Genomic DNA, 18,591 nt, shown 5'->3' with positions numbered 1-18,591 from the left:
TCAGGTCCGCTTTGAAAACCGGGACCGGCGTGAAGCGCCCGTCCCGGACTATGCTAGTGGCGGAAGTGGCGCATGCCGGTAAACACCATGGCAACGCCATGAGCGTCGGCGGCGGCAATGACCTCCTCGTCGCGCATTGAGCCACCCGGCTGGATCACGGCGGTGGCGCCTGCAGCAATCGCCGAGAGCAATCCATCGGCAAACGGCAGGAAAGCTTCGGAGGCGACGGCCGAGCCGCGCGTCAGCGGCGTTGCCAGGCCCAGCGCCTTGGCAGCTTCTTCCGCCTTGATCGCGGCGATGCGGGCGGAATCGACGCGGCTCATCTGTCCGGCGCCGATACCGGCCGTCTGGCCGTCCTTGGCGTAGACGACGGCGTTCGACTTCACATGTTTTGCCACCTTGAAGGCAAACTTCATGTCTTCCAGTTCCTGTGCGGTCGGTGCGCGCTTGGTCACCACCTTCAGCTCCAGGTCCTCGACCATGCCGTTGTCGCGGGTCTGGACGAGAAGACCGCCCGACACGGTCTTGGCCGACAGGCCGGGGATGCGCGGATCGGGCAGGGCGCCGGTGGTCAACAGCCGCAGGTTCGGCTTGCGTGCAATAACCGCCTTCGCCTCGTCACTGACCTCAGGCGCGATGATGACCTCGGTGAAGAGCTTGACGATCTCTTCGGCGGTCTCGGCATCGAGCATCTGGTTGAGCGCGATGATGCCGCCGAAGGCGGAGGTGGAATCACAGGCAAGCGCCCGCCGATAGGCCTCCACCAGCGTCGGGGCCGTCGCTACACCGCACGGGTTGGCATGCTTGATGATGGCAACGGCCGGTGCCTTTTCCGGCAGGAACTCGGCCACCAGTTCGAAAGCTGCATCGGTGTCGTTGATGTTGTTGTACGAAAGCTGCTTGCCCTGCAGCAGTTGAGCGGTGGCAACACCCGGGCGGTTTTCGCCGGTGACGTAGAACCCCGCCTTCTGGTGCGGGTTTTCGCCGTAGCGCATCTCTTCCTTCAAGACGCCGCCGAGAACGCGGTGACGCGGCATGGGCGTGTCGAGCGCCTCGGCAAACCAATTGGAGATGGCAGCGTCATAGGCGGACGTGCGGGCATAGGCCTTGGCAGCCATCTTCTGGCGGAACGCGTAGGTCGTGGTACCCGACGCCAACTCTTCGATGAGGACCGGATAATCCGCCGGATCGGTGACGATCGTGACATAGGCGTGGTTCTTGGCCGATGCGCGGATCATGGCCGGGCCGCCGATATCGATGTTTTCGACCGTCGTCGGATAGTCACCGCCCTGCGCGCGAACTTCCTCGAAGGGATAGAGATTGATCACCGCCAGATCGATCGCGGTAATGCCGTGCGCCGACATCGCCGCCTGGTGCTCGGCATCGTCGCGGATCGCCAACAGGCCGCCGTGGACACCCGGGTGAAGGGTCTTGACCCGACCGTCCATGACCTCGGGGAAGCCCGTCAGCTCCGAAACGTCGCTGACCGGAAGGCCTGCCTGCGCCAGCGCCTTGTGCGTGCCGCCGGTCGAAACCAGGCGTACGCCTTTTTCATGCAGCGCCCGGGCAAGCTCGACGACGCCCGTCTTGTCGGACACGGAGAGGAGGGCGGTCCGAACTGGAACCTCGTTCGGGGCGGGAATTTTCTTGGAGGCGACAGCCATCAACCATGCTCCTGTGGCGGCGCCGGACGCGCGGGGAGGATGCTCCGGCATTGGGATGGCTGCCCGTTAGCATAGCTTGCCGGCCGAAGAAACCTCGGTAAGCCCACATCCTAAAATAAGCTCAGTTTGTGCGCGAGAAGGTCCACTGGATCTCGGGCTGCCTGGCAACGGCAAAGGTGACCGTCAGCTGTGACGAGGCGCGGATGCCCGAGGGATCGGCAAAGAAGATGTCTTCCTCGACCGCCAGCTCGCCGTCCTGGCAGGCAAACAGCCAGACCTCGCCATCGGGTGCGGTGAGGTAGATCTCGCGACCATTGTTCTGGCGAATAGTGACGGCCGGGTGGATATGGAAGCGGGCGACAGCCACGGCCGTGTTGGTTTCCTCGGGATCGCTGCCGTCGGCGCGCGAAAGCCGGTCGCGCCCGCGGATCATCCGGCCGCCGTTCAGCACACCGATGTCGCGCTCATGCAGGAGCCCGAACGACGCGAGATAACCGTCATGATTTGCCGTGACGGATTCGAGGCGCCCCGGTTCGTCCTTCCGCTCGACCACGACGCGCGAGACGCCGCTGGTCATGATCGGTCCCAGAAACCGTGACTGCGAAAAGCGCGAGGACGACGTGTCGTTGACGGTGACGGTGGAGTGTGCGGCAGTCATCCGCGCCATCTGGCGGAATCGTTCGCCGGCAAACTTCGGCGCGCCCGAATTGATCACGAACCGCGTCTTGCCGGAGGACATTTCGAACGAAAGGCAACCCGCATGAGCGCTGCGCGACAGATCGACCGAAAGCGGCCGACCGGTATCGACGATGACGACGGTATTTTCGATCGACAGGCGCTCGTAATGGGCAAGCGGCAGTGAACGGAACGGCTCGCCGGCTGTTTCGTCGTAGCGCAGCACCGAAGCCAGTTCATGCGCCAACACCGAGGTCGCACCGTTGAAAAGCGCCAGTTCGCCGCCCTGGTGGCGGAAGAAGCGCAAGGCCGGATACATCCGGTCGATGCAGGGAATGAGGCGCGACGGCACGTCATGTCCGAGATTGACATAGGTCTGGCGCAGCGGCAGCAGGTCGAGCAGCAGTTCGAGCCCGGCGCGCGGGCTGCGCGAGAAATGACTGCCATCGGCAAGGATCTGCCGGTCGAGTTCGAAATCGAGATGGCGCGACGCCTTGCGAATGGCCGAGGGCGTCGACGGCATCGAGACCGACGCCATGGCAAGCGCCATCCGGACACGCAGGCGCGCCTCGCCATCGCTGACCGTTTCGGCAATGTGGCGGAGATAACGGACCTGGAAAGCCAGGCTTTTCAGGAAACGGCGATAGAAGCCATGCTCCGCATTGCGCAGGACCACCGGCGAGTGCGAGAGCCACGCGATGATGCGCTGGGCAATGACATCGGCATCCCAGGCAATGCCGCCCAAGTTGCGACCGTGAGTGGCGATCCAGTCGTCAACGATCTGTCGCAGGCGCACAAAGCCGGCATCTTCCCGGATTGCCCGCAAATGCCGGAGCCAGCCGAACGAATGCAGCCGGACGGCGAATTCAAGCGACGGCAGATCGATTTCAAAAGGCGATTCACCTTCAGTGTCGAGCACGCGGCCGGCCAGCGGAAAACGGCCCTCGAGGATCTCTTCGGCAACGAAGGGATCGACAGCCCTGAGGTCCGTCGGTGCGACGATCAGGCGGCTGGGCGTCGAACCGGTAAAGCGCAGCGACGAGACGCGGCCGACCGAAAGCCGGCGCGACACGCGGCGCCAACCCTCACGCGCATACAGATAGGAAAGCCTTCGCCTGCCGGAAAACACCATCAACGCCCGCCGGTTTCCTCATTCCTGAAGCAAGCCGTGCGAGTTCGTCGAACGGATGCGTCGGCTTCGCGCCAGTATCGATAACGCAAGCGCCTCCCGAAGATCCGTGTTCGATTTTCGGGACGCACCATGCGCCGTTTCAAAATGTCAGAGCGTCTTTGTCTGTCCCAATGGTCAGGCGGCGCTCAGCGTCAACTCCGTATGGTGCCGGAAAGATCATTAAACTTTTATCAATTATGTCGCCTTTGATAGGCTTGTGGCCTTAAAGCGTCAATTGACGCGACAAAACAGCCTGCATCCGAGGCATTCCGGAAGGCAATTCCACTTTTGCAGACTTATTTGCGGCGAATCACGGCGGCGTAGAAACCGTCGAGCCCACCGGCGAAAGGCGGATCGAGCGGGAACATCGACGGAGTGGTGCGCACCTCACCGAGCGGCGTGATCGCATCTTCCAGCCCCGGCCAATCCTTGGCCAGAACCGGAACACGTTCATAGTCAGCGCCGGCCCCAACCACCCGGGCAACCACTTCCTCGCCTTCGCGCGGGTCAAGCGAGCAATTTGAGAAGACGACGATGCCGTCAGGCTTGACCACCGTCAGCGCGTGGCGCAGCAAACGCTCCTGCAGAAGCGCGAGCTTCTCGATGTCTTCCGGCCCCTTGGTCCAAAGCACGTCCGGGTGGCGGCGGGTCGTTCCGGTCGACGAACAGGGAGCATCGAGCAAGGCGGCATCGAAGAGTTCGTCCGGCCGGAAGTCGGCCATGTTGGTTTCCTTCGTCTGTGCCTCCAGGCCCAGACGCTCGAGATTGCCCTTCAGGCGTCTCAGGCGGCTTGAGGACTGATCAAGCGCCATGACGTTGGCGCCGGCCAGGATGAGTTGCGCCGTCTTGCCACCGGGCGCGGCACAGAGATCGACGACACTCTTGCCGGCAAGCGATCCGAACAGGCGGGCCGGGATCGATGCGGCCGCGTCCTGAACCCACCATTCGCCATCGGAGAATCCGGCTAAGGAAGGGATAGAGCCGGAGAATTCGGCAAGGCGGACAGACCCTGTCGGCAGGACCGTCCCGCCAAGCCGGGCAGCCCAGCCGTTGGCGTCCGACTTGACAGTGAGGTCGATCGCCGCCGGCGTCAGTTGCGCTTCGGCGATAAGATTGGCCTGCTCGCGCCCATAACGCTCGACCAACCTGTCGAAGAACCAGTCCGGCATTGCTGGAAGGGTGCGCTGGCTTTCGAGGATTGCATCCTTCTCCCGCGACAGGCGGCGTAGCACCGCATTGACCAGATTGGCAAAACGACGGTTGCGCGGGTCGGCCTGCGCCTGCTCGACCGCAAGGTCGACGGCGGAATGGTCGGGAACGTCGAGATAGAGGATCTGTGCGGCAGCCACCGCCAGAACATGGTCGAGAGCGCGTGCGCCTTCCGGAAGGGGGGTCTGCAGCATCGAACCGATTGCCGCCTGGATGCGTGGCAGGTGGCGCAATGCGGAATTGAGAATGGCGCGCACCAACGCCCGATCGGCCTCGTTCAACTCGCGATAGGCCGGATTTCCGTGCTCATGATCGAGCATGCCATCGAGCGAGGTCTTGCGATCGACGACCGCGCCGAGAATCTTGGCTGCCGCCTGCCGCGTACGCAGACCGGGCTTTTCAGGGCCGCGCTCCTGTTGTGCAGGCCTTTTCGACCTGACCGGCTGCTTGTGCGAGCGGTTTTGTTTCGGACGTGAATCGTTGTTGTTTTCGGCAGACATCAGGACCAGGGACCTTTCGGCGGTTCGGAACCACCGCGACCCCAACCGGTAGAGGGAACAGAGCGCGATTTGCGCACGGGATTATCAGCCCGAACCGGCGGCGTCGACCCCATGGACATGTCCTGGGCCATCTGTTGCAGGGCGGCGATCCGGTTTTCGGTGTCCGGATGGGTGGAAAACAGGTTGTCCATGCGCTCACCGGAGAGCGGATTGATGATGAACATATGGGCAGTCGCCGGGTTGCGCTCAGCATCGTCATTGTGAATCCGGTGCGCGGCGCCGGCGATTTTCTGCAAAGCCGAAGCCAGAGCCAAAGGCTTGCCGCAAATCTCGGCGCCACGGCGGTCGGCGGAATACTCTCGCGTGCGGCTGATCGCCATCTGCACCAGCATGGCCGCAATCGGCGCGACGATCATCGCGATCAGCACGCCGACGAACCCCAGAGGATTATTGTTGTTTTCGCGATTGCCGCTGAACAGGAAGGCGAAATTGCCGAGCATCGAGATCGCGCCGGCAAGTGTCGCCGTCAACGTCATCGTCAGGGTGTCGCGGTTCTGGACGTGCGCCAGTTCATGCGCCATGACGCCTGCTACCTCGTCATAGTTAAGGGCCTGGAGCAGGCCGGTCGAGGCGGCAACGGCGGCATTCTCCGGGTTGCGCCCGGTGGCAAAGGCGTTCGGCTGCGGGCTGTCGATCACATAGACCCGGGGCATCGGCAGGCCGGCATTGGCGGCGAGATCGCGCACGATGCCGTAGTATTCCGGCGCGCTGCGTTCATCGACTTCCTGCGCCCGGTACATGCGCAGCACCATGCGGTCGGAATTCCAGTAGGAGAAAAAATTCATACCGGCCGCCATGACGAAGGCAATCATCATGCCGCCACGTCCGCCGATGGCAAAGCCGACCGCCATGAACAAAGCGGTCATCACTGCGAGCAGCATGGCGGTGCGAACGAGGTTCATGGTGGGCTCCGGGTCGTCTACGTTTCACGTGAATCAGGGTTTCCGTTGAGGCAACGGCGCCTTATATGATGGGTGCAAATGCCCCGTTCTTCAATACAGATGCACGAATCCGGATACTGGCGAGATGCAGAACGACAACGACAATGCCACCGACCGCCCGAAAAAGCCGCTACCGGCCGCTGCCCTGCGCGCGCTGAAGGAAGCCGAGGAACGGCGGCAGGCAGAAGCGGATAAGGTGCTGCCGACAGAAATCGGCGGCCGCGGCGGCGCCGACCCGGCACGCTTCGGCGACTGGGAAATCAAGGGACGGGCGATCGATTTCTGAAATCTCGCCGGTTTAGGCTTGTGGAATATTTTCCTTCTTCTGCCCGCAGGCAGACAATGCCTGCCGCAACGCACGCCTGTTTTCGTTCGACATTTGTAATTGGAATCCGGCTCAGAAAGTCGAGCGGTGATTTGATCTTCGGCCGCGTTCAAGGCCGCGGTCGGAAGAGAGCATGAATCAAAAAGGGCGGCCGATGCCGCCCTTTTCGCAATCTGTCGCTTGTTAAGCCTTGTTCTGCCGGTTGGCGATCAGGTCGTCCACAACCGCCGGATCGGCGAGCGTGGAGGTGTCACCGAGCGCGCCGAAATCGTCCTCGGCGATCTTGCGCAGGATGCGGCGCATGATCTTGCCCGAACGCGTCTTCGGCAGGCCTGGGGCAAACTGGATCTTGTCCGGCGTGGCGATCGGTCCGATTTCCGAGCGGACGTGCTTGACCAGGGCCTGGCGCAGCTCGTCGTTTCCGACTTCACCCGCCATCAGCGAAACGTAGCAATAGATGCCCTGCCCCTTGATCGGATGCGGATAGCCGACGACGGCGGCTTCCGACACCAGATGGTGCGAGACCAGCGCCGATTCGACTTCGGCTGTGCCGAGGCGATGGCCCGAAACGTTGAGCACGTCGTCGACGCGGCCGGTGATCCAGTAGTAGCCGTCCTCGTCGCGGCGGCAGCCGTCGCCGGTAAAGTACTTGCCCTTGTAGGTGGCGAAGTAGGTCTGGCCGAAGCGCGCATGATCGCCATAGATCGTGCGCATCTGGCCCGGCCAGCTATCGATGATGCAGAGATTGCCGTCGGCCGCCCCTTCGAGCACGTTGCCTTCGTTGTCGACCAGCTGTGGCTGGACGCCGAAGAAGGGACGGGTTGCCGAACCGGGCTTCAGGTCGGTCGCGCCCGGCAGCGGCGTGATCAGGATACCGCCGGTTTCCGTCTGCCACCAAGTATCGACGATCGGCGATTTCTGATCACCGACGACGTTGTAGTACCACTCCCAGGCTTCGGGATTGATCGGTTCGCCGACCGAGCCGAGCAGGCGCAGCGACGAGCGCGAAGCGCGCTTGACGAAATCGTCACCGGCGCCCATCAGCGAGCGAATCGCGGTTGGCGCGGTGTAGAAGACATTGACCTTGTGCTTGTCGATGACTTCCCAGAAGCGGCCGGCGTCGGGGAAATTCGGCACGCCCTCGAACATCACTGTGGTCGCCGCATTGGCGAGCGGACCATAGACGATGTAGGAATGGCCGGTCACCCAGCCCACATCCGCCGTGCACCAATAGATATCGCCGTCGCGATAGTCGAAGACGTATTCGTGGGTCATCGAGGCGTAGACGAGGTAGCCGCCGGTGGTGTGCAGCACGCCCTTCGGCTTGCCGGTGGAACCAGAGGTGTAGAGGATGAACAGCGGGTCTTCCGCCTTCATCTTCGCCGGCTCGCAATGCGGCTTCACGGTGGCGATTTCCTGGTGATACCAGAGGTCGCGGCCGGGGGCCCAGGCGGTCTTGCCGCCGGTACGGCGCACGACCAGAACCTTGTTGACGATCACGTGCTGCTTGGCGGCGATATCGATGGCTGTGTCGGTGTTTTCCTTCAGCGGCACCGGCTTGCCGCCGCGCACGCCCTCGTCACAAGTGATGACGAAAGTGCTCTCGCAGTCGACGATGCGGCCGGCAAGCGCGTCCGGCGAGAAGCCGCCGAAGACGACCGAATGGATGGCGCCGATGCGCGCACAGGCCAGCATCGCATAGGATGCTTCCGGGATCATCGGCATGTAGATGGTGACGCGATCGCCCTTCTTGACGCCGTGCTTCTTCAGCACGTTGGCCAGGCGACAAACTTGCTCGTAAAGCTGGTTGTAGGTGATTTTCTTGTCGATATAGGGGTTGTCGCCTTCCCAGATGATCGCCGTCTTTTCGCCGTGCGTCTTCAGGTGGCGGTCGATGCAGTTGTAGGAGACGTTGGTGAGGCCGTCCTCATACCACTTTATCGAGACCTTGCCCTTGAAGGAGGTGTTCTTGACCTTGGTATAGGGCTTGAACCAGTCGATCCGTTTGCCGTGTTTACCCCAGAACTTGGCGGGGTCGGAGACGCTCTCCTCGTACCACTTCAGATAGGTCGTGTTGTCGAGCAGCGTCCGGCTCTTGGCAGACTTCAACACCGGATAGATCTTGGCGGACATTCTTTCCTCCCTGCGCATTCCTGTCTGGGGTTCCCTCCGGGTCACCCCGCCTCGGCGACGATACATAGCAGGTCAAAGCCACGCCGCAATTAGACAAAAGGACATTTGGAACTGGAGAATTGCAATTTTGAGACAACGACGTTATAGAGGCGCTCAATTCCCGGAAATCAGTGGTAGACTCCACGGCCCGCGACACCGGCGCGGCGGACAAAAGGACTATATCCATGGCTCAGCAACTGCTTATGCCCAAGGCAACAGCCGTCTGGCTCGTTGACAATACCGCACTCTCGTTCGAACAGATTGCCACATTCTGCAAGCTGCACCCGCTCGAAGTGAAGGCGATTGCCGACGGTGAATCGGCGCAGGGCATCAAGGGTCTAGATCCGATCGCAACCGGTCAGCTTTCGCGCGACGAGATCGCCCGCGCAGAGGGAAATCCGAACCACAAGCTGAAGCTTTCGGAGCCGAAGGTCCGTGTGCCTGACAGCAAGCGCAAGGGCCCGCGCTACACGCCGGTCTCCAAGCGCCAGGATCGCCCGAACGCCATTCTCTGGCTGGTTCGCAACCATCCCGAGCTGAAGGACGCGCAGATCTCCCGTCTTGTCGGCACCACCAAGTCGACGATCGAGCAGATCCGCGAGCGCACCCACTGGAACTCGACCAACCTGACACCGATGGATCCGGTTACGCTCGGCCTGTGCTCGCAGATCGATCTCGACCTCGAGGTCGAACGCGCTGCCAAGGGCCGCCCGCTGCCGACAGCCGCCGAACTCGGCGCGACGCTCGAAGCCGCACAGGAGACCGAAAAGCTCAACTTCAGCTACGAGCGCGAAGAAGAGAAGGAAATCGATGCCGATGCCGTCTTCGCCAAGCTCAAGTCACTTAAGTCGGATCGCAAGGACGAGGACGAAGACGATCAGTATTGATCGCCTTGTCATGAGATGATGAAAAGCCCGGATCGCTCGATCCGGGCTTTTTTGTTTGTGGTGGAACCGGCCTGGACGCTGGTTCGACAAAAGCACCCGGTCGGCGCGTTCAGATGCCGATGCCCTTGGCGTGAAGTACGGCCGCGATCTCGTCGAGGATCGCGGGATCGTCGATCGTGGCCGGCATCTTCCAGGGCTGGCGATCGGCAATCTTCTGGATCGTGGCGCGCAGGATCTTGCCGGATCGAGTCTTCGGCAGCCGCTTGACGCACATGGCCGTTCGGAATGCGGCAACCGGGCCGATACGATCACGCACGAGGCTGATCACCTCCCGCTCGATCTCGGATGTTTCCCGTGAAACATTCGAGTTGATGACCAGAAATCCGGCCGGGATCTGGCCCTTCAGCGCATCGGCGATGCCGATGACGGCGCATTCCGCCACATCCGGGTGGCTGGCGCAGACTTCCTCCATGGCGCCCGTCGATAGCCTGTGGCCGGCGACATTGATGATGTCGTCAGTGCGCGCCATGATGAACACATAACCATCTTCGTCGAGATAGCCGGCATCGGCCGTCTTGTAGTAGCCGGGAAATTCGTCGAGATAGGCGGCACGAAAGCGGTGATCGGCATTCCACAGCGTCGGCAGGCATCCGGGGGGCAGGGGCAGCTTGACCACGACATTGCCCAGTATCTCCGCCTCGACCGGGTGACCGGCGTCGTCGAGGATTTGAACATCGTAGCCGGGTAACGGCACGGCGGGAGAGCCATACTTTACTGGCAAAAGCCCGAGCCCGAGTGGATTGCCGGCGACCGGCCACCCCGTTTCCGTTTGCCACCAATGGTCGATGATCGGAACGCCCAGAGCCTTCTCGGCCCAGCGGATCGTATCGGGATTGGCGCGCTCACCAGCGAGAAACAATGCGCGAAAGCCGGAAAGATCATATTTCGCCACCAGCGCCGCGTCTGGATCTTCCTTGCGGATAGCGCGCAGCGCCGTCGGCGCCGTGAACATCACGGACACGCCGTGCTCCGCAATGATGCGCCAGTAGGTGCCGGGATCCGGCGTACCGACGGGCTTGCCTTCGAACAGGATGGAGGTATTGCCGTTGAGAAGCGGGCCGTAGACGATGAAGGAATGCCCCACGACCCAGCCGATGTCGGATGCGGCCCAGAACACCTCACCCGGCTGAACGCCGAAGAAATTCTGCATGGACCATTTCAGCGCAACCATATGGCCGCCATTGTCGCGCACCACGCCCTTAGGCTGGCCGGTGGTGCCTGACGTATAGAGAACGTAAAGCGGATCGGTGGAGGCCACAGGCGTGCAGCCGGCTTCGTCGCCGGCCTCCTTCGCCGCCGTAAGGGCTGCGGCGTAGTCGATGTCGCGCACCGGCACCATCTCGGCCGTGAGCATGTCGCGCTGGTAAACGAGGCAATGCGCCGGCTTGTGTTCGGCGATCGTTATCGCGGCGTCGAGCAGTGGCTTGTAGGCGACCGTCCGGCCGGGCTCGATGCCGCAACTGGCGGAAACGATGAGCTTGGCGCGGCAATCCTCGATGCGAACGGCAAGTTCATTGGCGGCAAAGCCGCCAAACACCACCGAATGCACAGCGCCGATGCGCGCGGCCGCGAGCATCGCGACGGCCGCCTGCGGGATCATCGGCATGTAGATAATGATGCGGTCGCCCTTGTCGATGCCGAGCTTGCGGTAGACCGCCGCCAATGCCTTAACGTCGTCGAGCAGCGCACCATAGGAGATGTGCTCGATGGTGTTGGTCACCGGGCTGTCGTAAATGAAGGCTGTCTGCTCGCCGCGACCGGATTCGACATGCCGGTCGAGGCAGTTGTAGCAGCTGTTGGTCAGCCCATCGGGAAACCATTGGCCATAGATGCCGCGTTCTGCGTCGAAAGCCCGCTCGGGCCTCTCGAACCAGTCGATCGCCTCGGCCGCCTCTGACCAGAACCTCTCCGGATCCGTCTTCCACGCGCCGTACACTTCGGAATAGCGGCTCGCCATATCCGTTCTCCTCCCAATGCATGCCAGGCAATGCCCGGCCTCCTCATGCACAAGGATAGGCTAATGAGAACGAAGGTGAACCCCGACGAAAGCGTAATGCGGCGTTTTCGCCCTCAACGCGAGCCGAAGATCGCCGAGCCGACCCGAACACTGGTGGCGCCGAACTGCACCGCCGTTTCGAAATCCCCGGACATGCCCATCGAAAGCCGGTCGAGTTTGCACTCGCGGCCAAGCTTCGCCAGCAGCGCAAAATGCGGGCCGGGATTCTCCTCGACCGGCGGAATGCACATCAGCCCGTCGATCGCCATATCGAGTTCTTCACGGCAGAAGGTCACGAAGGAAACGGTTTCCTTGGGCGCAATGCCGGCCTTCTGCGGCTCCAGCCCGGTGTTGACCTGGACATAGAGACGAAGCGTTTTGCCTTGACGCTTCATTTCCGCCGAGATCGCCCGGGCAATCTTCTCGCGGTCGACGGTCTCGATCACGTCAAAAAGGGCAACGGCTTCGGCCGCCTTGTTGGACTGCAACGGCCCGATCAGATGCAGCACGAGATCCGACGTTTCGCTCTTCAGCGACGGCCACTTGCCCTGGGCTTCCTGCACGCGGTTCTCGCCAAACACACGTTGGCCGGCCTCGATTACCGGACGGATCGCATCCGCGTCGAATGTCTTGGAAACGGCAACGAGGCTGACGGCATGTTTCGGACGCTTTGCCGCCTTCTCCGCCGCGTGAATCCGGCTCACGACATCCTGCAACCGCTCTTGAACTTCCATTGACCTATTCTCCGACATGACGACCTTTCGGACGATATCTAGCGGATTAGGCAAACTTGGGCGCCTTGCCAAGGCCATCACCGCACGCCCCGGCTCAAATCCGCCAAAGTGTCGCGCCAAACCCTTCGAAAACTTGACCATCAAGCGGTTTCATGATGAAGGTCACCCCAACTATCATGAGGGCGCTTCCTTGCCCCGCAGAACTTCCGGAACACCTAAAAGACATGTCTACCGAACGATATAATCCGCGTGATGCCGAGCCGCGTTGGCAGCAGGAATGGGAAAACGGCCAGGTCTTCCAGACCGAGAACGACGACCCGCGCGAAAAATATTACGTGCTCGAGATGTTTCCCTATCCGTCCGGGCGCATCCACATGGGCCATGTGCGCAACTACACGATGGGCGACGTCGTTGCCCGCTACAAGCGGGCCCGCGGTTTCAACGTGCTTCACCCGATGGGATGGGATGCCTTCGGCATGCCGGCGGAAAACGCCGCCATGGAGCGCGGCGTACATCCGGCGACCTGGACCTACCAGAACATTGCCTCGATGAAGGCGCAGCTGAAGGTCATGGGCCTGTCGCTCGACTGGAACCGCGAATTTGCGACCTGCGATCCTGAATACTACCAGCGCCAGCAGCACCTGTTCATCGATTTCCTCGAGAAGGGCCTGGTCTATCGCAAGCAATCCAAGGTCAATTGGGACCCGGTCGACAACACCGTTCTCGCAAACGAGCAGGTCATCGATGGCCGCGGCTGGCGTTCCGGCGCGCTCGTTGAACAGCGCGAGCTGACACAATGGTTCTTCCGCATTACCGACTTCAGCCAGGAGCTGCTGGACGCCCTGGATACGCTCGACCAGTGGCCGGAAAAAGTCCGTCTGATGCAGAAGAACTGGATCGGCCGCTCGGAGGGCCTGTCCATCCGCTGGCAGATCGTCGAAGGCACCGCCGACGCGGATGCCACCGAGCTGACTGTTTACACGACCCGTCCGGACACGCTGTTCGGCGCGTCGTTCCTGGCGATTTCCGCCGATCACCCGCTGGCCCGTCAGGCTGCGGCAAAGGATCCGGCAATCGAAGCATTCTGCGAGGAGTGCCGCCGCGCCGGCACGTCGCTCGCAGCGCTCGAGACCGCTGAAAAGAAGGGCATGGACACCGGCATCCGCGCCAGACACCCGCTCGACGAGAGCTGGGAACTGCCGGTTTACGTCGCCAACTTCGTGCTGATGGACTACGGCACGGGTGCGATCTTCGGCTGCCCGTCCGGCGACCAGCGCGACCTCGACTTCGCCCGCAAGTATGGCCTTCCGGTCGTTCCGGTGGTCATGCCGCGCGACGGCGACGCGGCGAGCTTTGCGATCGGCGACGAGGCCTATATCGGCGACGGCGTGATGATCAATTCGCGCGACCTCGATGGCCTGTCAACGGAAGACGCCTTCGAAAAAGTGGCGTCGAAGCTGGAGAAAGAACAGCTGGCCGGTTCGCCGCGCGCCGAACGCAAGGTCAATTTCCGCCTGCGCGACTGGGGCATTTCCCGTCAGCGCTATTGGGGCTGCCCTATCCCGGTCATTCATTGCGATGACTGCGGCGTCGTTCCCGTTCCCAAGGCCGACCTGCCGGTCGTCCTGCCGCCGGATGTCACCTTCGACAAGCCGGGCAACCCGCTCGACCGCCATCCGACCTGGCGGCACGTGGCCTGCCCGCATTGCGGCAAGGACGCCCGTCGCGAAACCGACACCATGGACACCTTCGTCGATTCGTCCTGGTACTTCACGCGCTTCACAGCACCTTGGGAGGACAACCCCACCGATCCGAAGGCGGCCAACCACTGGCTGCCCGTCGATCAGTATATCGGCGGCATCGAGCACGCGATCCTGCACCTGCTCTATTCGCGCTTCTTCACCCGCGCGATGAGGGCGACCGGTCACGTTGCGCTGGACGAGCCGTTCAAGGGCCTGTTCACGCAAGGCATGGTCGTGCACGAGACCTACAGCCGTGGCGAGGGCGCCCAGCGCGAGTGGATCACGCCGGCGGAAATCCGCATCGACGAAGTCGATGGACAGCGCCGCGCCGTGCTGCTCGAAACCGGCGAGGACATCACCATCGGCTCGATCGAGAAGATGTCGAAGTCGAAGAAGAATGTCGTCGATCCCGACGATATCATCGCCTCCTACGGCGCCGACACGGCACGCTTCTTCGTGCTGTCCGACTCACCGCCCGACCGCGACGTCATCTGGTCCGAGGCCGGTGTCGAAGGTGCCCATCGCTTCGTTCAGCGCGTCTGGCGCCTGATCGGCGAGGCGGCGGACACGCTTCGCACGTTCGAGGCAGCACCGGCACATGACGGTGCCGGCCTGGCGGTCTCGCAGGCGGCCCACCGGACGCTGCGCGCTGTCGAGGCCGATTACGACAAGCTGGCCTTCAACAAGGCCGTGGCGCGCATCTATGAACTCGTCAACGTGCTTGCAGCCCCGCTGACCCAGGTCGCCACCGGCAAGGCCGATGCAGCGCTCGCCGGTGCGGCGAAGGATGCAACGTCGATCCTGATCAGCCTGATCGCGCCGATGATGCCGCACCTGGCCGAGGAGTGCTGGCAGGCGATCGGCGGCAAGGGCCTGATCGCTGAAAGCGGCTGGCCGAAATTCGATGCCGCGCTCGTCGTCGAGAATGAAGTCACGCTCCCGGTTCAGGTCAACGGCAAGAAGCGCGCGGATTTGACAATCGCGCGCGATGCAGATCAGACTGCAATCGAAAATGCAGTTCTCGCTCTCGATGCCGTCAAGACCATACTCAACGGCAGCAGCCCCAAGAAAATCATCGTCGTGCCTCAGAGGATCGTCAATGTCGTTGTCTGATAGAGCTGGCTCCCGCATCCGGTCGATCCCGATGCTGGCTGGTGTTCTTATGTTGACCGCGCTCGCCGGCTGCCAGGTCAGGCCGCTTTATTCCGATGCAGTCGGCACACCCGCGGCGCTGGCGTCGATCGAAATCTCCGACGCCGAAGAGCGCGTCGAGCAGGAAGTGCGCAATGCCCTGATCTTCCTCGTCGCCGGCGGCCAGGGAGAACCGGTCAACCCGCAGTATCATCTGGCGTTGACGGTTACGAGCCGCACTATGGGCGTACTCTACGATCAGGCGCGGGATCGGGCAGGAGCTGGCCGTATCGTCGTCAAGGCCGACTACAATCTCTCCAAGATCGGAACCGGCGAGACCATTAAGTCGGGCAATCGCACCGCTGTCGCACTTGTCGACTTCCCGGTGCAGGAGTTCGCCAAGGTTCGCGCCGTGCGCGACGGCGAAAACCGCGCTGCAAAGGAACTGGCAGAGCTGATCCGGGCTGACATCGCCGCGGCCCTCAGCCGCTAGGCGGTGCTGGAATGAGCGAAGTCAAGTCGCACGAGTTCGACTCTTTCCTTCAGAAGTCAGCGGGCCTCTATCGCCTCTTTGTCCTCTACGGTCCGGACCGCGGTCTGGTCTCGGAGCGGGCAGGGGCGATCGCGTCGCTCAGCGGCGTTCCGCTCGACGACCCTTTCTCAATCACCAAGCTCGACGCCGGGGATCTGCAGCAGAGCCCCGGCCGTCTTCTCGACGAGGTCAACTCGATCGGCCTATTCGGCGGTGAAAAGCTCGTCTGGGTGCGCGGAGCCGCCAACGAGAAGGCGCTCGTCGATGCGTTGCAGATCCTGGCCGGCGAACTTCCCACCGGTAGCTACGTCCTCGTCGAAGCGGGGGATCTCAAGAAGGGATCGGCGCTGCGCAAGGTCGCCGAGACCGCCCGTTCCATCGCGACCATCGCCTGTTATAGCGACGATGCCCGCAGTCTGCAGACCCTGATCGACAAGGAACTCGGCGAGGAAAAGCTCGGCATAACACCGGCTGCACGCGAAAGACTGATGGAGGCGCTGGGCGGTGACCGGCTGGCCTCGCGCAACGAAGTCCGCAAGCTGGCGCTCTATTGCCGAGGCAAGACGACCGTCGATGAATCGGATGTCACCGACATCGTTGGCGATGCCAGCGCTATCTCCGTTGATGATGCGGTCGATGCCGTGTTGAAAGGTGATCTTGACGGCCTTCTGCACGCAATGCAGAAGATTACCACGTCGAAAACACCGGCTTTCCTTGTTTTGCAAGGGTGCTTGCGGCAGTTTCAGCAGCTCGATCTGATGCGCGCCGAGATGGATTCATCGCGCCAGCAGGCCGGTCAGGTGATCGCGACCATGGGTCGGCACCTGCACTTTCGCCGCAAACCCATCATCGAGGCAGCGCTTCGGCATTGGTCTTCGCCGGCGATCCGCCGCGAGCTGACGCGGTTGCAGAATACGATTTTTCAGAGCCGCACCCGCCAGAGCCTAGAGGAGAGCATGGTGCTGCAGAACCTGATGGCGATCGCCGTGCAGTCAGCCAGACGTTGAGCGCGCGCATCCGCGGGTCAACACCTTCATGGAAAAATGATCGTTGCCTGTAGAAGCTGCGCGCGCTCAGCGGCGTTCAAGCAGCCGGCAGATCTCTTCGAGCTGATCAAGGGTCTTGTAGGAAATCCTGAGGTGGCCCCCGGAAGCCTTGTGGCTGACAGTGACTTCGAGCCCGAGGCTATCGGACAACGTCCGCTCAAGCGCCAGCGTATCGGCGTCCTTCTCGTCCCGGCGCGCGGCCTTGGCGTAGTTGGGGTCGTTCTGGGCACGAATATCGTTCTGCGCCAGTCGTTCCGCGTCGCGGACCGAAAGGCCCTTTGCGACGATGTTGCGGGCCAGCGTTGCAGGGTCCGATGTCGGGATCAATGCGCGCGCATGGCCGGCCGAAAGGCTTCCTTCGGACAGCATGTCGCGCACGGGCTCGGGCAGCTTCAACAGCCGCAGGCTGTTGGCCACATGGCTGCGGCTCTTGCCGATGATCTCACCGAGATCGTTCTGTGTGTAGCCGTGCTCGGCAATCAGTTGCTCGTAGCCAAGCGCTTCATCGAGTGGATTGAGGTCTGAGCGCTGCACGTTCTCGACGATGGCGATCTCCAGCGCCGTCCGATCGTCAACATCGCGGATAATAACCGGGATTTCGGTAAAGCCCGCCAGCTGCGCTGCGCGCCAACGGCGTTCGCCGGCGATGATCTCGTAGCGGTCCGTGCCAATCGTGCGGGCAACGACCGGCTGAACGATGCCGTGCTGCCGGATAGAGTTGGCGAGGTCCTGCAACTCACCTTCATCGAACTGCCGACGGGGGTTTCTCGGGTTTCGCGACACGAACTCGATCGGCACCCGCCGATCAGGGTTGACTGGGGCAGGGGCAGCGCCCGCCTGGATCGGTTGGTCCATCTCGCCGATCAATGCAGCCAGTCCGCGACCAAGCCGTCTCTTCGAGCTATCGTCGTTCATAGTATCACCCGATTTTAATTCCGGTACCGAAACAATTATGCAGCCTTGCGCTGCCGCTCGCGCTGGATCACTTCCGATGCCAACTGAAGATAAGCCTGGCTACCGGCGCATTTCAGATCGTAAAGGATGGCCGGCTTACCATAAGATGGCGCCTCGGAGACACGAACATTGCGCGGAATGAGCGTGTGGTAGACCTTATCCCCAAGGTGGGTGCGAACATCGCTCACCACCTGCTGCGCCAGATTGTTACGCGAATCGAACATCGTCAGGACGATGCCCTGGATATCGAGGCTGGGATTGACGGTTCTGCGCACCTGATCGACCGTCTCCAGCAGTTGGCTAAGGCCTTCCAGTGCGAAGAACTCACACTGCAGCGGCACCAGCACCGAATGCGCGGCCGCCATGGCGTTCATCGTCAGGAGGTTGAACGACGGCGGGCAGTCGACGAGAACGTAGGAGTATTCCAGCGCCTCCGGGCTGGCCAAGGCCTTGCGCAAACGAAAGGCGCGATCGGCTTCCTTTGAGATCTCCATCTCGACGCCGAGCAAGTCCATCGTCGACGGAACGATAGCTAGGTTCGGCACGGCTGTCTGCTGAACGATCTCGGCGATCGAATGCGATCCGACCATCAGCTCATAGGACGAAAGATGGCGGTCGCGGCGCTGAATGCCGAGACCCGTGCTCGCATTGCCCTGCGGGTCCAGGTCAACGATCAGAACCTTCTCGCCAATGGCCGCCAGAGCGGTTGCCAGATTGATCGCGGTCGTCGTTTTGCCGACACCACCCTTCTGGTTTGCTATCGTGATGATCCGGTTTTTTGCGCCAAACATG

General features: G+C 62.1%; 14 protein-coding genes. 5 read left to right on the top strand and 9 right to left on the bottom strand.

Annotation, left to right across the window (positions count from 1 at the left end):
• Positions 1–53 precede the first annotated feature (53 nt).
• From purH to htpX, 4 genes are all read right to left on the bottom strand, one after another.
• The gene (purH, locus tag HT585_RS17845; protein WP_176354258.1) at positions 54–1,664 is read right to left on the bottom strand and encodes a bifunctional phosphoribosylaminoimidazolecarboxamide formyltransferase/IMP cyclohydrolase; all 1,611 of its coding nucleotides are present in this window, start codon (positions 1,662–1,664) and stop codon (positions 54–56) included.
• 121 nt (positions 1,665–1,785) lie between these two features.
• The gene (locus HT585_RS17840; protein WP_176354522.1) at positions 1,786–3,471 is read right to left on the bottom strand and encodes a heparinase II/III family protein; all 1,686 of its coding nucleotides are present in this window, start codon (positions 3,469–3,471) and stop codon (positions 1,786–1,788) included.
• A 335-nt stretch (positions 3,472–3,806) separates the two neighbouring features.
• Positions 3,807–5,219 (bottom strand): RsmB/NOP family class I SAM-dependent RNA methyltransferase, encoded by a 1,413-nt coding sequence (locus HT585_RS17835; RefSeq protein ID WP_176354257.1) that lies wholly within the window; start codon positions 5,217–5,219, stop codon positions 3,807–3,809.
• The gene (gene htpX / locus HT585_RS17830) at positions 5,219–6,181 is read right to left on the bottom strand and encodes a zinc metalloprotease HtpX (protein WP_176354256.1); all 963 of its coding nucleotides are present in this window, start codon (positions 6,179–6,181) and stop codon (positions 5,219–5,221) included. Before htpX ends, HT585_RS17835 begins: the two co-directional genes overlap by 1 nt.
• Positions 6,182–6,305: 124 nt before the next feature.
• Between htpX and HT585_RS17825 the strand changes: the two genes are divergently transcribed.
• Positions 6,306–6,506, top strand: a complete 201-nt coding sequence (locus tag HT585_RS17825) for a DUF1674 domain-containing protein (RefSeq protein WP_176354255.1) — start codon at positions 6,306–6,308, stop codon at positions 6,504–6,506.
• Between the two features lie 222 nt (positions 6,507–6,728).
• Here the strand turns inward: HT585_RS17825 and acs are convergent, their stop codons facing one another.
• Positions 6,729–8,678 carry an acetate--CoA ligase gene (gene acs, locus HT585_RS17820; RefSeq protein ID WP_176354254.1) on the bottom strand — a complete coding sequence of 650 codons (1,950 nt, stop codon included), beginning with the start codon at positions 8,676–8,678 and terminating at the stop codon, positions 6,729–6,731.
• A 224-nt stretch (positions 8,679–8,902) separates the two neighbouring features.
• On the opposite strand from acs, the gene HT585_RS17815 reads away from it, so the two are divergent.
• Entirely contained in the window at positions 8,903–9,604 is a 702-nt protein-coding gene (locus HT585_RS17815) for a DUF1013 domain-containing protein (protein WP_112810452.1), read from the top strand.
• Positions 9,605–9,713: 109 nt separating this feature from the next.
• Here the strand turns inward: HT585_RS17815 and HT585_RS17810 are convergent, their stop codons facing one another.
• Positions 9,714–11,621 (bottom strand): AMP-binding protein, encoded by a 1,908-nt coding sequence (locus tag HT585_RS17810; protein WP_176354253.1) that lies wholly within the window; start codon positions 11,619–11,621, stop codon positions 9,714–9,716.
• 113 nt (positions 11,622–11,734) lie between these two features.
• Positions 11,735–12,394, bottom strand: coding sequence for a YggS family pyridoxal phosphate-dependent enzyme (locus HT585_RS17805; RefSeq protein ID WP_176354252.1), 660 nt, complete (start codon positions 12,392–12,394; stop codon positions 11,735–11,737).
• 224 nt (positions 12,395–12,618) lie between these two features.
• Here HT585_RS17805 and leuS point away from each other — a divergent pair, with 224 nt between their 5' ends.
• From leuS to holA, 3 genes are read left to right on the top strand one after another with little or no spacing between them, the layout of a single operon-like run.
• Entirely contained in the window at positions 12,619–15,249 is a 2,631-nt protein-coding gene (gene leuS, locus HT585_RS17800) for a leucine--tRNA ligase (RefSeq protein WP_176354251.1), read from the top strand.
• Positions 15,236–15,760 carry an LPS assembly lipoprotein LptE gene (gene lptE, locus HT585_RS17795; RefSeq protein WP_176354250.1) on the top strand — a complete coding sequence of 175 codons (525 nt, stop codon included), beginning with the start codon at positions 15,236–15,238 and terminating at the stop codon, positions 15,758–15,760. The genes leuS and lptE overlap by 14 nt, the downstream gene beginning before the upstream one ends.
• A gap of 11 nt (positions 15,761–15,771) precedes the next feature.
• Positions 15,772–16,806 (top strand): DNA polymerase III subunit delta, encoded by a 1,035-nt coding sequence (holA, locus tag HT585_RS17790; RefSeq protein WP_176354249.1) that lies wholly within the window; start codon positions 15,772–15,774, stop codon positions 16,804–16,806.
• 66 nt (positions 16,807–16,872) lie between these two features.
• On the opposite strand, the gene HT585_RS17785 is transcribed toward holA, so the two are convergent.
• Positions 16,873–17,760 (bottom strand): ParB/RepB/Spo0J family partition protein, encoded by an 888-nt coding sequence (locus tag HT585_RS17785; RefSeq protein ID WP_176354248.1) that lies wholly within the window; start codon positions 17,758–17,760, stop codon positions 16,873–16,875.
• A 35-nt stretch (positions 17,761–17,795) separates the two neighbouring features.
• Positions 17,796–18,590: a ParA family protein gene (locus tag HT585_RS17780; protein WP_173418454.1), complete on the bottom strand. Its 795-nt coding sequence runs from the start codon at positions 18,588–18,590 to the stop codon at positions 17,796–17,798.
• Between the last annotated feature and the right edge of the window lies 1 nt (position 18,591).

This window comes from Ensifer oleiphilus (genome assembly GCF_013371465.1).
Lineage (GTDB): Bacteria > Pseudomonadota > Alphaproteobacteria > Rhizobiales > Rhizobiaceae > Ensifer > Ensifer oleiphilus.
Note: the sequence above shows the minus strand (reverse complement) of the source record. Positions and strands in the feature narration are given on the sequence as shown.